The organism is Paenibacillus paludis, from assembly GCF_042610515.1.
Taxonomy (GTDB): domain Bacteria; phylum Bacillota; class Bacilli; order Paenibacillales; family Paenibacillaceae; genus Paenibacillus_AQ.
Genome location: NZ_JBGJZP010000002.1, coordinates 56,758 through 74,175, shown reverse-complemented (window position 1 = coordinate 74,175; position 17,418 = coordinate 56,758). Strand labels below are relative to the sequence as shown.

9 protein-coding genes and 1 pseudogene are annotated in these 17,418 nt (G+C 46.3%); 3 read left to right on the top strand and 7 right to left on the bottom strand.

What is annotated here, in order from left to right; all coding sequences use genetic code 11:
* Positions 1–13: 13 nt before the first annotated feature.
* From ACAN56_RS03650 to ACAN56_RS03640, 3 genes are all read right to left on the bottom strand, one after another.
* The gene (locus ACAN56_RS03650; RefSeq protein WP_379140537.1) at positions 14–886 is read right to left on the bottom strand and encodes a GNAT family N-acetyltransferase; all 873 of its coding nucleotides are present in this window, start codon (positions 884–886) and stop codon (positions 14–16) included.
* A gap of 8 nt (positions 887–894) precedes the next feature.
* Complete coding sequence (locus tag ACAN56_RS03645) at positions 895–1,245, bottom strand: hypothetical protein (RefSeq protein ID WP_379140535.1); 351 nt, start codon at positions 1,243–1,245, stop codon at positions 895–897.
* 297 nt (positions 1,246–1,542) lie between these two features.
* Complete coding sequence (locus ACAN56_RS03640) at positions 1,543–2,793, bottom strand: methyl-accepting chemotaxis protein (RefSeq protein ID WP_038594576.1); 1,251 nt, start codon at positions 2,791–2,793, stop codon at positions 1,543–1,545.
* Between the two features lie 286 nt (positions 2,794–3,079).
* On the opposite strand from ACAN56_RS03640, the gene ACAN56_RS03635 reads away from it, so the two are divergent.
* Positions 3,080–9,727, top strand: coding sequence for a glycoside hydrolase family 3 N-terminal domain-containing protein (locus tag ACAN56_RS03635; protein ID WP_379140532.1), 6,648 nt, complete (start codon positions 3,080–3,082; stop codon positions 9,725–9,727).
* A 121-nt stretch (positions 9,728–9,848) separates the two neighbouring features.
* Here ACAN56_RS03635 and ACAN56_RS35480 read toward each other — a convergent pair.
* From ACAN56_RS35480 to ACAN56_RS03625, 3 genes and pseudogenes are all read right to left on the bottom strand, one after another.
* Positions 9,849–10,033 (bottom strand): annotated as a pseudogene (locus ACAN56_RS35480) (transposase); the annotation flags it as partial.
* Between the two features lie 285 nt (positions 10,034–10,318).
* Complete coding sequence (locus tag ACAN56_RS03630) at positions 10,319–11,959, bottom strand: response regulator transcription factor (RefSeq protein ID WP_379140530.1); 1,641 nt, start codon at positions 11,957–11,959, stop codon at positions 10,319–10,321.
* Between the two features lie 3 nt (positions 11,960–11,962).
* Complete coding sequence (locus tag ACAN56_RS03625) at positions 11,963–13,591, bottom strand: sensor histidine kinase (protein ID WP_489685689.1); 1,629 nt, start codon at positions 13,589–13,591, stop codon at positions 11,963–11,965.
* Positions 13,592–13,869: 278 nt separating this feature from the next.
* On the opposite strand from ACAN56_RS03625, the gene ACAN56_RS03620 reads away from it, so the two are divergent.
* Entirely contained in the window at positions 13,870–15,210 is a 1,341-nt protein-coding gene (locus ACAN56_RS03620) for an ABC transporter substrate-binding protein (protein ID WP_379140526.1), read from the top strand.
* On the opposite strand, the gene ACAN56_RS03615 is transcribed toward ACAN56_RS03620, so the two are convergent.
* Complete coding sequence (locus ACAN56_RS03615; RefSeq protein WP_379140524.1) at positions 15,194–16,177, bottom strand: helix-turn-helix transcriptional regulator; 984 nt, start codon at positions 16,175–16,177, stop codon at positions 15,194–15,196. The two genes, ACAN56_RS03620 and ACAN56_RS03615, sit on opposite strands and share 17 nt — an antisense overlap.
* A 368-nt stretch (positions 16,178–16,545) precedes the next feature.
* On the opposite strand from ACAN56_RS03615, the gene ACAN56_RS03610 reads away from it, so the two are divergent.
* On the top strand, positions 16,546–17,391 hold the full coding sequence (locus ACAN56_RS03610; protein WP_379140522.1) for an SDR family NAD(P)-dependent oxidoreductase: 846 nt from the start codon (positions 16,546–16,548) through the stop codon (positions 17,389–17,391).
* Positions 17,392–17,418: the final 27 nt, after the last annotated feature.

Below are 17,418 nucleotides of genomic sequence, written 5' to 3'. Positions count from 1 at the left end.
TATAACTTTTGATTTACCGGCAAGACACAGGACCTGTGAAATATTGAAACTCGCCCATAATGGCAAAGCCGACGCTCAGGTAGAGGTCCAGAGCATAGGCATTCTCAGTGACGACGCCCAGCCGTATATGCGTATCGGGTTCCTGCAGCAGCAGGTCTTCCACTGCTGCTGCAAGGATATCGCGGCCCAGGCCTTTTCCCTGGCAAGACGGAAGGACGCAGAAATCGTGGATAACCGCTGTCCGGGAGTCAACTTTATTAACTCTTATCAGTCCAACCGGCATCTGATTATTCTTGGCAATATAGGTGATGCGCCCAGGCTGACGGGTATGGGCCCAATAATCCCTTGTCCATGATTCTGAATCACCGAAAGCCTGCGATGAACAGATCACCGAAAATTCATAATCATCCGGCTGCTCTACTTGTAACATTAGTTCCGGGTAACGGGGCTCACGGGCGTGGTACTGCTTGAGACTCAGAGAATACTCGGAGCTGGTCAAGTTTGCTGCGAACTGTGCCGCGCAACCAGCTCCTGAAAGAGAGCCCGAAGGGATGCGGTAACGGAGTGTTTGGATACCTTGAACTTCCATCTCTTGCCTCGCGAGATCCAGCAGTCTGCGGAACACCTGCTGCCGCCGGTATTCGGGATGCACCATCCCATTGATGTTGGCTTGTGTTCCGTCCGACGTATACCAGCTCAGAAAACCGATTAACTGTTCCCCGGCATGGCAGAGGAAAGCAGCATCACCGTTCTCAGGTCCCAGACTCTCAACGCCAACTCTCAGATTGCTCCCATCGGAATTTTTGCAGAGCAGCTCCAGCGACTTCACAGCCGCAATAGATCTCTCCGAGAAATCAGTCATTTTCTTAATTACATGTTCTCCCATAACTGTTGCTACACTTCAACCGCGGAAATGATCTCTAAATTCTCAAGACCAGCCTTGCGGCCCAGCCGGGCCAGCTGCATTTTAAGGATCGGATTGTTTTCCAGCGTCAGCTTGACCTTCACAAATCCGTCGCTCTTGAACATCACGAAGCAGCTTTCCAGCAGAGGCACCACATCTGGAGCGGTTACATTCAACTTTATACAATCAATTTTTAGTTCATAGTCGGCTGGGTTAATAGGATTCATCGTTTGCTGATAAGCTTGGATGGACCGGAGACCGTCCTCTTCAGAGAAGGTGCCTTCCAATTCGATTTCGATTACTTTCTGTTCCACATCTGTCTTTAAAATAAATTTCCCCATCTGTACATCTCTCCCGTTAGTGGATTGCTGAACATGAGGGGGCAGCTAAGCTTGCCTCTGTGGTCCTCATGTATATCTGTTCATATAGATAACCATGAATATCATGTATATGCAATAATAAAGTCGAAATATGTATTAATTTGTCGCAAAAGATCAAATGAAACCCGGTGACAAAAGCGGTTGCTAGCGCACTATATAGTGATTTTTAACCATATTTCAATCAAAAAAACCTCTTCAGGATTCAGCTGATAATCAGCCATAATCCATAAAGAGGTCTCGGAGCAGGATACGCTTAATCTAGAACTTGAAGATGTGAATGGTCTTTTGCAGCTGGAATACGGATTGCGTCATTTTATCTGTCTCTTCGGCTACGGATTGCAGGGCATTAATTTGCTCATTCATGGCTGCGGATACCTCTTCGGTTCCGGCTGCCGTCTGCTGGGTAATCGCGGAAATATTCTCAATGGCGCTGGAGATTTTGAGTGCACTTTCCAGCATGAGATCACTTTCAGCAGAGAAGGAGGCGATTTGCTCGGTTATGTACTGAACACTTTGCACAATTTGCGCGAAAATATGAGCGGTCTCGGTGATCATCTCATTCTGAACCTGCACGACCTCTTCGTTGATGGCAATATTGTCGATTGCCTGCTTGATGTCGGCTTCGATACTGCGTACCAGCCCGAATACTTCCTTAGTAGAAGCGGTGGATTCCTCGGCAAGCTTGCGGACTTCCTGGGCTACCACGGCGAACCCCCGGCCATGCTCGCCTGCGCGCGCGGCTTCAATGGATGCGTTCAGCGACAGCAGGTTGGTCTGCTCGGCAATTTCGGTGATGGTCTTCGTAATCATGGTAATGCCCCGGGCATTTTGTGAAAGGGCATCAATCGTATCGGCCACCTTTTGCGTAGCCTGAATATTCTTGCGCATACCTTCTGCCTGAGTGTCAACGGACACACGTCCTTTTTCGACGAGCTCCAGCGTATGTATAGAACGTTTATTCATTTCTTTAGTTGAGCTTGTGTAGTTAGAAACTTTGGTTTCTATATCTTTGATGGATTCCGTCATATCTGCAATATCCACGGATATCTCATTGGCGCCGAGGGCCAGCTCGTTGGAAGAAGAGGCAACCTGAGCCATGACAATCTTGAGATTCTGGTTCTTGTCTTCAATACCCCGGCTCGCGTCCATTACCTGGCGGGTAATTCCCGAAGCTTCCGTCAGAATCTTCTTCAGCTTCTCGATCATCGTGTTGAACGAGCGGCTGATGTCGCCCATGGCCCCGCTTTCGTCCGCACGGCTTGTGAAATCTCCTTTGGCGATCGTGTGCGTCACATTGGAAATGTCGTCAAATGAAGATGTAAGCGTTCTCTCAATAAATCGTGAAAGAGGATAAGTCAGCGCTGACAGCACCACAACAAGAATAATTCCGATCAAGATCTTGCCCATGATCAATAAAGTAATCAGAACAGGAACTGCGAATAATGCGGCAATCAGATAACAACCGGCAACTATTCTCTGTTTTAACGGAAGCTTGTTCATCCAGTCCATAATAACTAATTCCCCCTAATAAATATGTTGTGTATTGTAATATTATAGGTGATTATAGGAGGTTTGGTCTATTGTAAGAACTGACATAAATTTAAGACAGGAATAATCTAAAAAATGCTGCAGGTTATCTAAAAAATGACTCCTATATTTTTGTGGATGCTGAAATTATGATTATAAATGATTACGCTTTCAATCGCTATATAACAATTGCCTAAGGAGGTTCTGTTCGAAAGGGAAATTTGTATTCGATTTCAGTGCTCACTACTTTTGAAGGAGGCAATATGAAATGTTGAAACGCGCAATTTCCTCGGCCACCGCTATACTTCTTTTGTGGTCAACATTTGCAGGAGCAGCACCTGCAACTTCCTATGCAGCAGCGTCAACTACGGAAGCCCTGGTTCCCTATTATAAAGCCTCACTGCCTGTGGATACCCGAGTGGCAGACTTGCTGGGACGGATGTCTCTGGATGAGAAAATCGGGCAAATGGTGCAGGCGGAGCGTGCATCCGTCACGCCGGAAGATGTCAAGAAGTATCACTTAGGTTCGGTTCTCAGTGGCGGGGGTTCTTTCCCGAACGGTAAGCAATTAGACAGTACTCGTGAGAAGTGGGAGGCACTGGTGGATTCCTATCAAGCAGGTGCCTTATCAACACCACTGGGTATCCCGCTTCTCTATGGGGTTGATGCGGTACATGGTCAGAACAATATCATGGGTGCGACCTTATTCCCACATAATATAGGTTTAGGAGCCACAAGAAATACAGAACTTGTCGAACAAATTGGGATCGCAACCGCACAGGAGGCTAAAGCGTCTGGAACGAATTGGATCTTTGGTCCTACCATCGCTGATCCGCAACATATAAATTGGGGCCGGACGTATGAAGGCTTCAGTGACAACCAGTCCCTTGTAGCTGAAATGGCCTCTGCGTACATAAAGGGACTGCAGGGAAAAACCATTGGCGAGTTGAAGAATAGTGATCGGGTGATCGCCTCCGCAAAACATTTTCTTGGAGAAGGGTTAACGGATAATGGAGTGAATCAGGGCGATATCACCGGGATGACTGAGCAGGAAGTGCTCGACCTGAATCTGCCTATGTACAAAAAGGCTATAGAAGCTGGGGCAAGGACGGTAATGGCTTCCTATAACAGTATCCAAGGATTGAAGATGCACGCGAACAAACGTATTCTCACCGATGCGCTGAAGGGTACAGGCGAGGGCCAGCTTGGCTTCACGGGCTTTGTTATTACGGACTATAATGCCGTGCAGCAAATCAACAAGGATTGGGATGGAAATGCTGTCAGTGGATTGAAGAACCAGATTAAAGTAGCTGTGAATGCCGGCGTTGACATGTTGATGATGCCAGCCGATTGGAAAGTAACCATCACTCACCTGAAGGCACTTGTAGAGGATGGATCAATTAGTCAAAGCCGTATAGATGACGCAGTAACGCGTATTTTGCGCGTTAAGTTCGAGTCAGGTGCATTTGAGCATCCGATGACGGATCAGAGTCTTGAGACTACCTTCGGCTCTAAATCACACCGTGCGCTTGCCCAGAAGGCAGTGCGCGAATCCCTCGTTCTCCTGAAGAACGATAAGGTAAATGGTCAGCCGATCCTTTCCCGGCTTAAGAATATGAACAAGATTTTTGTCGCAGGAAAAAGTGCGGATGATATCGGCATACAGTCGGGTGGCTGGTCCATCAGCTGGCAGGGTCTATCCGGAAAAATTACGGAAGGAACCACGATCCTTCAGGGGATTAAGAACACAGCTGGTGAATCAAAGAAGGTAACCTATAACAAACATGGCCGTGGCGCAGCGGGCAATGATGTCGCGATTGCTGTTATCGGTGAAAAGCCGTACGCCGAATCAAATGGTGATGGCCTGAACAGTCTCAAATTGGATAAGGAAGATATTGCTACGTTAAATAATATCCGCAAATCTGGGGTTCCGACGATTGTTGTCCTCGTATCCGGAAGACCTTTGATCATAAATGATCAATTGGAGGATATTGCAGGGCTGGTTGAAGCTTGGCTGCCGGGAACGGAGGGGCAGGGAGTAGCTGATGTCCTTTTCGGTGATTACGAATTCACAGGTAAACTACCGATTCGTTGGCCTTTCTACACAGAGGCATACTCGGCTTTGAAGGCAGGCACCTCGAATTTAGAACAGCAATATATTCTGTTTGATTATGGGTATGGATTGACTAAAAACGAACCAACACCTGTTTTACCCGCTCTTCCGCAAAAACCGGGCAACGCTCTCTACGCGAAAGTAGAGGCGGAGAGCTTCATACAACAGCAAGGGATACAGTTAGAGGGCACTGCTGATGTGGGTGGAGGCCAAAATATTAGCTACGCAGATGCAGGGGACTGGATGGAATATCTGATCGACGTCCCAACAGATGGAGTGTTTGATATAGATTTCCGCCATGCCGGTGAAGGTGATAATACCGGATTTAACATTCTAAATGAGTCAGGCGTGAAACTCGGTGAGTTATCCGTAAACCGCACAGGAGCCTGGCAGAACTGGAAGACGACTACAGTTCATGACATTGCCCTTACAGCAGGTGTTCAGAAGATTAAGTTAGTGCTTAAGGCGGGCGGACTAAACTTAAACTGGTTTGGTTCCAAAGGCTTCTCACCCGCAGCGCCAGAAATTGATAGTGGGGGAATTGTAACCCCGGCACCGGTCATACAGGCGAACGCAGTAGAGAACTGGGTGACCACTGAACGGGATTCCGGGGATATGGGATGGTATTACGATCCTCGTTGGCAGGATGGCGACAAGAAGCTTGAACAGCAAGCTAATATCGACTTAACTGAGGTTGGAACGGCTGTTGACCCTAAAGTTACAACGATTACTATTGATCCAAACAAAGAATATCAGTCGATGATGGGGATTGGAACATCGATGGAAGAATCGACTGTTTACAATCTGCTCAAGATGTCACCAGCGAAACAGGACGAATTACTGAAGAAGCTAGTTAGCAAGACTGAAGGTATTGGCATGAGTATGATGCGCGTTACGATTGGTTCGGCTGACTTTACAGCACAGAAGTTTTATTCCTATGATGATATGCCAAAGGGTGAAACGGACACAAGCTTAAGTCATTTCTCAATTCAGAAGGATATTGACTTCGGTATTATTCCGGCATTGCAAAAAATGGTGGCGATCAATCCGGAACTCAAATTTTTTGCTTCACCATGGAGTCCTCCAGGCTGGATGAAGACCACTGACAGCATGGTTAAAGGGCAGGTTAAGGATGAATATCTGCCTGTACTCGCGGACTATTATGTCAAATTCATTCAAGAGTATAAGAAACAAGGGATTGTTATCGAAGCGATGACCTTACAGAACGAGCCGCTTCTTGAAATCGAATATCCCAGTACGAAAATGCCTTGGCAACAAGAAGCGGAGCTTGCCAAGCTGCTGAAGCAGAAGCTTACAGCAGCAGGACTGGACGTGAAGTTATGGATATTCGACCACAACCCGGGCGACACGATGTCTTATCCGGCTCCAATGCTGGCTGATTCTGAGAACTACGCAGCGATTGACGGAACTGCTTTCCATGATTACGGCGGCGATCTTGGGCTTATGTCTCAGCTGCATGATATGTACCCCGAGAAGAACGTTTACTTAACGGAACGTGCAGTATGGGGAACATTAGGTACGGATCGGATTGCACAGTATTTCAGAAATTGGGCAAGAAGCTATAATTCATGGGTCCTTATGCTTGATAGCGATGTCAACACCCACCAATGGGTTGGAACACCGGATCCGACGATGTTAATTCAGGATTCGTCGAACACCGATAATTATTGGCTGACGCCGGAGTATTACTTCGTGGGCCACTTCACGAAGTTTGTGAAACCAGGCTACACTCGAATCGACAGCAATTACGGTAATAAGGATAGTGTAACGAATGTATCCTTCATGAGTCCGGACAAGAAAACGATCGTTACGGTCGTTATTAACCAGACGGCATCAACACAAACGTTTAAGCTGGTGAGTGACGGAACACAAATTGCGGCAACACTAGCCCCCAAGTCAGTAGCCACTTACCGTTGGAACCGTGACGTTCAAACGGTACCTGGGGAGGAGAAAGTGCTAAGTCTTACTCCGGATGTTTTGGATTATGACGTGAGCGGCAAAGAAGTAACGTTGAATCTTAGCGGAGGCACCTTTAATAGCTTCAATGTAAATGACATTTCATTATCTGGTGAGGCAACGGATAAGGGTGTGACAGTAACCTCTGTTACCTACGCTACTTACAACCCGGATAAGGTTAAAGTAAAACTCGCATGGGATGGAACGCCTTATTATAATGATGTGAACCTGACCCTAAATGTACCGGCTACCGCCTATTCTGATTCTACTGATGGTAAGCCGCTTTCAGCGCATGTGAAGCTGAAAGGGACTGCAAGGCAGACACCGGCTACACCAATACCAGGGACCGTCAGCGCGGATGTTTACTATCAGTTCTCAGGAGTGAATTTTACGGAGGGATGGAAATTTACAGACATAGGAGCTGGGGACTGGGTAGACTTTAAGATTAATGTTCCGAGAGCCGGCAAATATGCATTTACGTTAAATGCTGTAGTTCCAAGTGGTGGAGGCAGTGCTTTCCAGATGAAATCTGATCATACAACGCTCGCCACATTTAACATTCCTTCCGGACCTAATAATTGGAATCTCATACGTACTTCGGCGGATTTGGAAGCAGGGGAGCAGATCATTAGAATTCTCGGCAGTGTGGGCACCTTTGAAATGCAGCATATTATCGTCGAAGAAGTCAGCCCTCATTCCGTGGACGGGGACGGTATCTTGAAAGTGGAAGCGGAGAGTTTCGTAAAAGCAGGTCAGAACGTGATCCAAGTAGGAGATCCAATTACAAACCTCGGTTATACAACTGCGGGAACCTATATGGATTACTTAGTTACAGTACCGAAGTCCAGCAACTACAAAATTAAATATAATTATGCGACTCCACAAGGCGGAGTTTCCGTATCGCTGCAGACGAATGGTCAAACAACCGGTACCACAAGCTTGCCAAGTACTGGTGGCTGGGTTGTCTATTCTGAAGCGGCTTCGATCCTTCCTTTAACAGCAGGCACGCAGACCATTCGGCTTGTCATTAATGGCGACGGAGTAAATTTGGACCGGTTCCAGCTTGAGCCAACGGATTCCGCTCCGGCGCCAGTTTTTAAAATGGCTGCAGCGCCTCATGTCTTGTATGAAGATAGTCAAAGGGATGACGAGCAAATCGTAAAGCTCAATACGAATATCGTTGACGGGAAAATCCACTACACAACAGACGGTACACTTCCAACAAAGGACAGCACATTATATACGGGTCCTGTCTCTGTAACACCGGCGAAAGTCCTTCGGGCTATTGTCGTAAAAGCGGGGATGGATGACAGTTATGTCTCCTTCTATGCAGCAGCAGCGGCATCACCGCAAGCAAGTCCAGGTGCGGGAAGCTATAACAACCTGGTCAATGTGAATCTAACAAGTAGAACCAAAGGAGCAACTATTTATTATACTACCGATGGTACCGTACCGACGACTACAAGCCTCTTATATCAGGGACCGCTTACGGTTACTTCCGATACGACGATCAAAGCAGTTTCTATTAAAGACAGCTTGAATCATAGCGCTGTCGGTGAATTCACTTTCAATATTACTAATAATCCAAATCCGAATCCAGGGACGAACCCAGTAACAAATCCCGTAACAACCCCAGGGACTACCCCGGTTGATAATGGGCAAAAGGCGATGATCAAAGCTCCGAAGCCTGTAGTAAATCCTAACACAGGCCGCGCAACAACAACGATAGCAAGTGCAGATTTGAAAGCAGCGCTACAAGCTGCGAAGCCAGTCAAAGGAGTCCCAACGGTCTTTATAGAAGTTGAGGAATTAGCAGGACAAAAGGGATACGAAATACTTCTTCCTGTTGAGAATCTGACGACGGGGACTTTAACCTCGAAGCTGGAAATTGTTACGGCCATTGGGAAGATAGTCGTGCCAAGTAACATGCTAAGCAGAACCGTTGCGAGTGGTGTAGACAACATTGGATTAACGATTGCAGTAGCGGATATTACTGAGGATGGGGTAAAAGCAAAAATTGGGCAACATCCCGTAATCGGGCTGACCTTACGAGCCGGTAATCAGGTCATTGAATGGAATAATCCGAAAGCACCGGTAACGGTGTCTATTCCTTACACGCCTTCGGCAACGGAATTGGCCCATAAGGAGCAAATCACTGTCTGGTATATCGATGGACAAGGAAATCTAATATCGGTTCCAAGCGGTCGTTACGATGAAAAAACCGGAATGGTTAGTTTCACCACGACACATTTCGGCACATATGCTGTAGCGTATGTTAATAAATCTTTTACAGATATCAGTAAGCACGGGTGGGCAAAGCAGGCAATCGAGGTTCTGGCGTCCAAGGGAGTGATACAGGGCACATCAGATACGACATTTGCCCCTAATGCAAAGATTAAAAGAGCCGACTTTATCGTATTATTAGTCAAAGCACTTGGACTTACAGAAGTAGCAGGTGATAACTTTGCCGATGTTAAATCCACGGCTTATTATGCAGAGGCTATTGGCATAGCTAAGAAGCTCGGGATTGTCCAAGGAAAAGGCGGCAATGTCTTCGAACCGGAAGCAAACATCACGAGACAAGAAATGATGGCATTGGCCACCCGGGCATTGGGTGCTGCACAGATTCATTTGGAACAGGGATCAGCAGCGGACTTAACGCGATTTGATGATATTACGAAGATCGCCCCCTTTGCGGTTGAAGACATAGCAACGCTGGTCAAGAATGGAATCGTGTCTGGTAACGGGACCCTTGTGAATCCGCTTGGGACTGCAACCCGTGCTGAAGCATCAGTTATGATTTATAAGATGTATAATTTGCAATAACTAAGTGCTGTTGTAGTTGAATGAAGAGAAGGAGCTGGCCCAAAAGTAGATTTTCTACGAGCGGAGAGAGACCACTTTCATTCTCAAAACCGTAAAAGTCAACAGAGCAGCGATTCCCGTGTTATTGGAGGATCGCTGCTCTGCGTTTTTGGTCCTTTGCGGCTTGCTTCAGTAGATTGTGGCCAAGCAAAAGCCACCGACCTCAAACGTTACTTTTTCCGTGCCACGAAGCAGAAAGTACCGGAAGCCCCGGTTATTTTTTAGTTGGTCAAATACACTTTCGAGTTCCGTCATCGGGCTCACAGCCTAGCTCCATCACTTGTTTGAGTTTTTTAATGTTTATCTCAGAAGACTTGCTATAAAGATTGTAAGTGTGTTTCCCGCTTAAACAGCGGAGAGGACGGACTGATTGTGGAAAAGCGGCAGCGGTCGCCTTGGTCTCCGGATTTTCACCGCTAAGGGAAATGGAAAAAATCTGGAGAGCACAGCGATTGGAACAACGGTCCGTTCGCGGAGCGTCCACCCAAGTGCTGACGTTGATCCTGCTCAAAAAACGAGGTGTCCCAATCAGCCACTTCATGGCTTTGAGCTTCAGTTTGTAGGTTCAAGGTAACCGATCATTTTCTGGTACTGTGTTGGGGTCAGACCCGTCCATTTTTTGAAAGTAGTTCTGAAATGCCGCTCCTCCTGATACCCGACTTGCTTGGCAACTGTATATATTTTGTAGTTTTGCTTCAATAGCTCCTTCGCTTTTTCTACACGGAATTGATGCAAATAATCCAAAAAGTTAATCCCTAGTTCTTGCTTGAATAAAGAGCTTAAGTAGGTATTGGATACATAAGTTTCCTTAGCGACAGATTCCAGCGAGATACTGGTGTTGTACTTCTGAATAATCCAATCAAGTGCAGCTTGAACCGTTCGGTGAAGAGGCTTCTGCCGGGAGTCAATTTCAACGATGCTTTGAATAATTTTTTGCATAATGGTAGCCAGCTCTTCTAATGTCTCGATCGAGGGGACTTTCTCCACCCAGTTAATGAGGTCATCCTTCCATTCGAAGGCGGCATGATTACGTTCCTGTGAGAATTTTTGCAGCTCTAGAATGAAGATCGTGGCCCGCAGATTGACTTCCGTTTTATCATATTGAGAGGTGTTGCGGATATAATTCAGCCAATGGTCCAGATGATCTAACGCTTGTTCATAATTGTGATTTTCCAAGTTGAGCTTTATTTCTTTCTCCAGTTGCTGTAATTCTTCATTCTCCAAGATGGAGGTGTGAATCAGACCGCGCTGATTATATTCGGAAAAAAGAAATACCCCGCCTTTTCCTTTGTAAAACCGGCCTGCCATGGCTTCCATGGCTTCCGCGTACGCGCTATGTACTTCATCCAGAGATGGTTTTACGGAAGAGATGGCTATACTGATGGAAATTTTCAAGAAGGTCTCCATATTCTTTTGGAGTTCTTCCATCTTTTTCTTCAAAGAGGTATCAGTCTCATGATCAGGGATGTTGGCCAGCCATAATATTTCCTCTCCGTAGCTAATCGGTTCTATAAATCCATGGAATAGAGGCAGCAATGTCTCGGTCAGAATATTACTGGCTGCGTATCGAATCAATGCCATATCCCGTTTATATAGTTTGGAGTCATTCCGGTGGTCCGGGGTGTCAATCCGCAGCAATCCAATATGAATCTTTAAAGGTTTAAGTGAGATTCCCATCTCTTCTATGATTTTCTGCCTGTCTCCGAGAAGGAGCGGGGGATTCGCAAGCCACTGATTTAAAATTTGATTTTTAAGCAGCGGAATATTTTTTGTCCAATTCTGATTGAGCTGCTGCAGCGAGGAGCCTTCCCTTTGTTCCTTATCGATCTTTTCCTTCACACTAAGTATGGCTTGGAGAATATCTTCAGGTAAGCAGGGCTTTAACAAATACTCGCTTGCCCCATATCGGACAGCATCCCTCGCGTAATTAAAATCACTGTACCCCGTAAGCAGGATGGAATAGAAGGACAGCCCCTCCTCCTGCGCAGTCTGGATCAGTTCCAGTCCATTTATGTAAGGCATGCGAATATCTGTTAATAGTACATCCGGCTTCCTTTCTCTCATTAATGTCATAGCTTCTCGTCCATCCCTCGCTGCGCCCACAATCTCAATATCGTAAAAGGACCAATCGATCATCTGAATAATTCCTTGTCGGAATGATAATTCATCTTCGGCAATCAGCAACCTGAGCATCGTTTAGTTACCCCCTCTATGGATTCGGATTTGGATACGCGTACCTAGACCTAAGGTGCTTTCAATGTGAAATTCCGTAAGCTCAAAGGACAGATTCAACCTTTCGCGAATATTACTTAAGGCGAGGCCCGAGTGTCCAATGGAAGGAGTAACCGGTTTAGGATGACATAAAATTTGCTTTACCCGTTCTGGGGTCATGCCCTTCCCATTATCAACAACCTCCAGTACGATCCACGATTCCTCAGCATAACAGGCTACCGCAATCATTCCGCTTCCTTCTAAAGGTTCTATGGCATGAATGATGGCGTTTTCAACAAGGGGCTGCAATAATAATTTGGGGACTTGGAAATGACTGATCTCTTCATCCAGGGTGACGGAGAAATGAAATCTGGTAGTAAAGCGTTTCTTTTGCAAAAATAAATAATTCTCGATGAATTCAACCTCCTGATGAAGGGTGGTATTGTCTTGGCCGTTATTCAGACTTAACCTAAACACCTGGGACAAAGATTGAACCATTTCTGCAATATCCCGCTCATTCTTCTGCATCGCCGTCCAGCTTATCATATTTAAAGTGTTGTACAGGAAGTGAGGATTAATTTGCGATTGCAGCGTTTTAAGCTCTGCTTCTTTCTGTTTTAAGTGTGAAGTATATACATCATCGATTAGGGTTTTCACACGCTTAACCATCGTATCATACCAGTAACCCAGTTGGCCGATCTCATCATTCCCCGAAAAATTCACCCGCTGACTGAAGTCTCCAAGCTGCAGCTGCTTCATCGAGAGAATTAATGTTTTGACAGGGTTCGTAATGATTTTGGCGATTAACCAAGTACACAGTATCATTACCAGCGTAAACACTGCCATAATAAGAACAGTTATAGATTTGATATAATCGAGCTCTTTCAATAAATCCTTTTTATTCTGTATCACCAAAGAGTGCCAGCCTGTCAGCGGGGAAGTGGTCTGAGAGACAACCAAGTCATCTCTATCCAGCAGGTAGCTGAGCGCATCATCTTTTGAGAGTGCAGGTTCAGCAGATTGGAAATAGGGCAGATCACCAATATGTTCGCCCAAATTATCCAGCTCCGTAGAAGCCAGAATCACACCATCGTCATTGATAACCAGCTGATAGGCATTATTTTCTTTGCGGAAAAGATTATTGCTGAGTTGATCGGCATCGATCCCAATCATTAGCACACCGATTCGTTTATAGGTATTGAAATCCTTAAAGGGCTTGATCATCACGAGTTTATAATGTCTGTCTCCATGCAGCAGGTGATCCTCAGGGGACAACATATCCCATATAGGCTCACCGGCAGATTTCATAATGTTCTTGAAAAACCGGGTTTCTTGAAACTCGGCGAAGGAGGCAGCACTGGCAATGCCGGTTTGTGTAATGGCGAACGGCCCATTATCTTCTTGACCCGTAGACAAGCGATAAACAAGCAAGGATTGAAAGGATTCGCTTGAGACCATCAATGGGAGGAGGGATTTGTAGATTTGCTCTCTTACTTCGAGTGTATCACTGGTGGTCACCAAATGTTGTAAGGATGGATTAAGAAACAGGAAGTTACCTGTGCTAATAGTACCGCTGGTGATAAAATCAAGCTGGTTCGTAGTTTTGGCAGCCATGTGGCTTTGCGCTTGACGGATTTTATCGACGATTTCATTGGCGGCAATATAGTAGGAATAAAGGCCAGTTAAACCTACAGTAAGGATCAGTAGAGGGATAACCCAGATCAGTAGTTTATACTGCAGTGAAATGTCTCGATAACGCGTCACGATAGGTTTAATATTATCTCACCCTACTTTACATAGAATATCATCAGTATAACTACAAATAAGGTAATAATATATGTGCTGTTCCCTAAATTTTAGAAATAATAACTTCTCAAGAGGTGGGGAAGAGGATGAGGATGAAAAAGAAATACCGCGTACTATCCATACTGATCATAACCGGTTTGACAGCTGGCGCAATATTTAGTATTACGAATATGAATTCCAAGACACCTGTAATAAAAGTTGAGAATAATACAGAGACACCGGGGATTGTCACGTTGAAATTATTCACAGCCCTTGCTGACCGCGAGAATGGACAGGGGAAAATCGAACAGCAAATCATAGACGCTTATATGAAAGAACATAGAAATGTAAAAATAGAAGTCGAGGCATTGCAGGATGAGCCTTATAAATCAAAAGTTAAAATATACGCTACATCGAATGCTCTTCCGGATATTATTCAATCCTGGGGGCAGACCTCTTTTATCAAACCCTTAATTGATGCAGGTTTGTTGGCTAAGCTGAACGAGTCGGATTATACCTCCTACCATTTCGTCTCCGGCTCACTCGATGGATTTAAGCAGCACGGTGAATTATACGGGTTACCTAGAAATACCGACTTCTTTGTGATGTATTACAATCAAAAAATATTGGCCGACACCGGTATCTCGGTTCCTGGAACTACACAAGAATGGTTTAAGGTAAGCAAGATGCTAAGAGAGAAAGGCATTAATCCCATCACAACCAATGCCGTTGAAGGCTGGTCACTACCGATCTGGTTCGAGTACATCGCTCAGCGGCATACGGGTGATTTCAGCAAAATGGACGAGGTTCTCGCGGGCAAAGCAACCTTTACAGGCAATGAACAATTTCTTGCAGCGGCTAAAGAATTACAGCGGTTCCAGAAAGAGAAGACACTTGCGGACGGCTTCCTGACTGCGGATTACGGCGCAGCCCGCAACTTGTTTGGACAAGGTAAAGCGGCTTTCTTTTTGATGGGGAGCTGGGAATCCAGTCTTGCTACGGATGAGAATTTCTCGGAAGAATTCCGGAATAATGTTGCAGCTGCACCGTATCCCGCTTCTGACAGGGGCAAGCTGACGGATGTCGCAGCCTGGTTCGGCGGGGGATATTCGATCTCTGCCCATTCTAAGAATAAAGAGGAGGCTGTACAATTTTTGAAATACTTCTACGATCCAGAGAATTGGGCGAAGCTTATTTGGCAAAGTGGAGCAGGGATACCCGCTCAAAAATTCGAGCAATACCTGACTGGGGCAGAAAATAAGCTGCAAAAAGGACTGGTAGACATCTTTAGCTCCATTTCAACTTCCAGCGGGACCCCCCTCCAGGATCAAGGGAGTAATGAATTTAAAAATAAAGTAATGGAGGCCCATCAATCCTTAATGGATGGAAGATGCACTCCGGCAGAGTTTTTAAAGAAACTTGATGAAGCCGCTAAATTGAATCAGTAGCTGGAAGACGACTCACCCGACGACCCAATAGGACGGTTTCCAGTGCAGCCTTATATACTTTTATACGCAGTTCCTCTGGTGACCTGACGATCACATGGGGACCCAAGGACAACATGATTCGGCAAGCTGCTTCTATGACGTTAAACTCAGCTTCGACCTCCAGCCATGCAGAATCAGGAGATTCATCTATGGACAGCAATGTAACAAAGCGTTCCTGCCTTAAGGCTTGAAGGGAGGAAGATTTTAGCGTGAATTTGGCTTGATAACTGGGAAGAGCGGATTTGAACGATACTTTAGACAACTCCCAGTAACTCGTCAGCTCAAAATCGTCAGGTCGTGAATAAGCTTCCTCTAATATTTGGGCGGCAACGATTCTCGAAACCCGGTAGGTTCTGAACTGCTCCTCATGCTGCCCGATAACATACCATACCCCCCGTTTCGCCACCAAGCCCAGCAGTCCAATGATTCTGTTCTTTATTTCTCCATTGCGCAGATAAGAAATACTTACTTTCCGGTCTTCCCAAAGAGCTGCCTGTAAGGTTGAAAGAAAAGGGAAGCTTTCCTCGGATGAAAGCCATCCTTCACTGTCTATATGAATACGCTGGTTAAAATAGTTGGCGGAAGGGGATTTATTCCCTGAGGCAGCAGCCTCCAGCTTGCGCGATGCAATCGTGAAATCCTCATGAATACCAAGATCCTTCAAGATTGTCGAATCGGCAGAGAGCAGGAGAGCGCCTATTTCGTTGGGCTTCATTCCAGTTAGGGATGTGCGGTAGCCTTCGGTGAGCATCCAGCCCCCCTCCCGGCCTCGTTCTGCCAGCACGGGTATTCCGGAGGCACTAAGCGCCTCCATATCACGAAATATTGTCCGCTCGGACACCTCCAGGGTGCTGGCCAGCTCACGGGAGGTGACTTTGCCGCGGTTCTGCAGCAGAAGCAATATGGATAATAAACGGTCTGCTCTCATACGTCCTCCTCATAGGGAGTATCCCCCTATATAGATTGAACTTATAATTCTTCTATTTTGGGATTGGCCGTGACTACAGAGAATGTTTGGACTTCCGGCCGCTGTTAGGTTTGGATTTCCTGAATTTAACCGCGAATTGCGGTAGAAATCCAAACCTAAAGGCGGACGCTGTCGCTCCTGCAGTTCCAAAATTCCCCTCCGCCACTTTTCCCTACATGTAATTCTCATGTTCAATCTATATAATTTCAATCTTTTTTCATTTTATCATATATATATGTCAGTTGATGTCATATATAGAGTTTATGATGAGTATAGCAAGCAGAAGAACCAATGATACTAAGATCAACAAAGAAGAGAGGAGCGGTAGTATGACAAATCTGCAAGGGAAAGTGGCACTGGTTACCGGAGGAAGCAGGGGAGCTGGCAGGGGGATAGCTTTGGAGCTGGCAAAGGCAGGTGCGTATGTGTATATCACAGGCAGATGCACGGGGCTTTCCCAAGAAGGAAGGCGTAAAGGGACGATAGACAGTGTTCTTGATGAAATCAAGGCGGTTGGAGGGCAGGGTGAAGCGATCCGCTGCGACCATACCCGGGATAGCGAAACGGAAGAAGTCATCCGGCGGATAGCGTCGGAGCAGGGCAGGCTGGATATCCTGGTCAACAATGTATGGGGCGGTAATGAGCTGTCCATCGAGAGCAAACCCTTCTGGGAGCTGCCTCTGGAACATTGGAGCCATATGTTCGATGCGGGAGTCAGAGCGCAGCTGATGACCAACTATTACGCGATTCCGCTAATGCGCAGCAACCGGCAGAGCGGTGGTATTATTATTCATACAACATATTGGGACCACTACAAATACATTGACAATTTCTATTATGATCTGGCTAAAAATGCGCTGGTGCGCATGGCTTATGGATTGTCGGTAGAACTTGCGGCAGACGGTATAGCCGTGATCCCGCTGTCGCCCGGCTGGATGCGGACTGAACTGGTGCTGGAGAGCCTCAATACAGATGAAGAGCATTGGCAGGAGGTGCCTGAGCTGCAAACCAGTGAGTCCACAGCCTATATCGGGCGGGCCGTGGTTCAGCTGGCTGCAGATCCAGAGGTAATGTCCATAACGGGAATCCCGCAGCAGGTAGGCAGCCTTGCGGTACAATACGGATTCACTGATGCTGACGGGCGGGTCGTCCCGGTATTCAAAGTTCCGGAATAAACAAAAATCGCTCTTTTGAAATGGCTG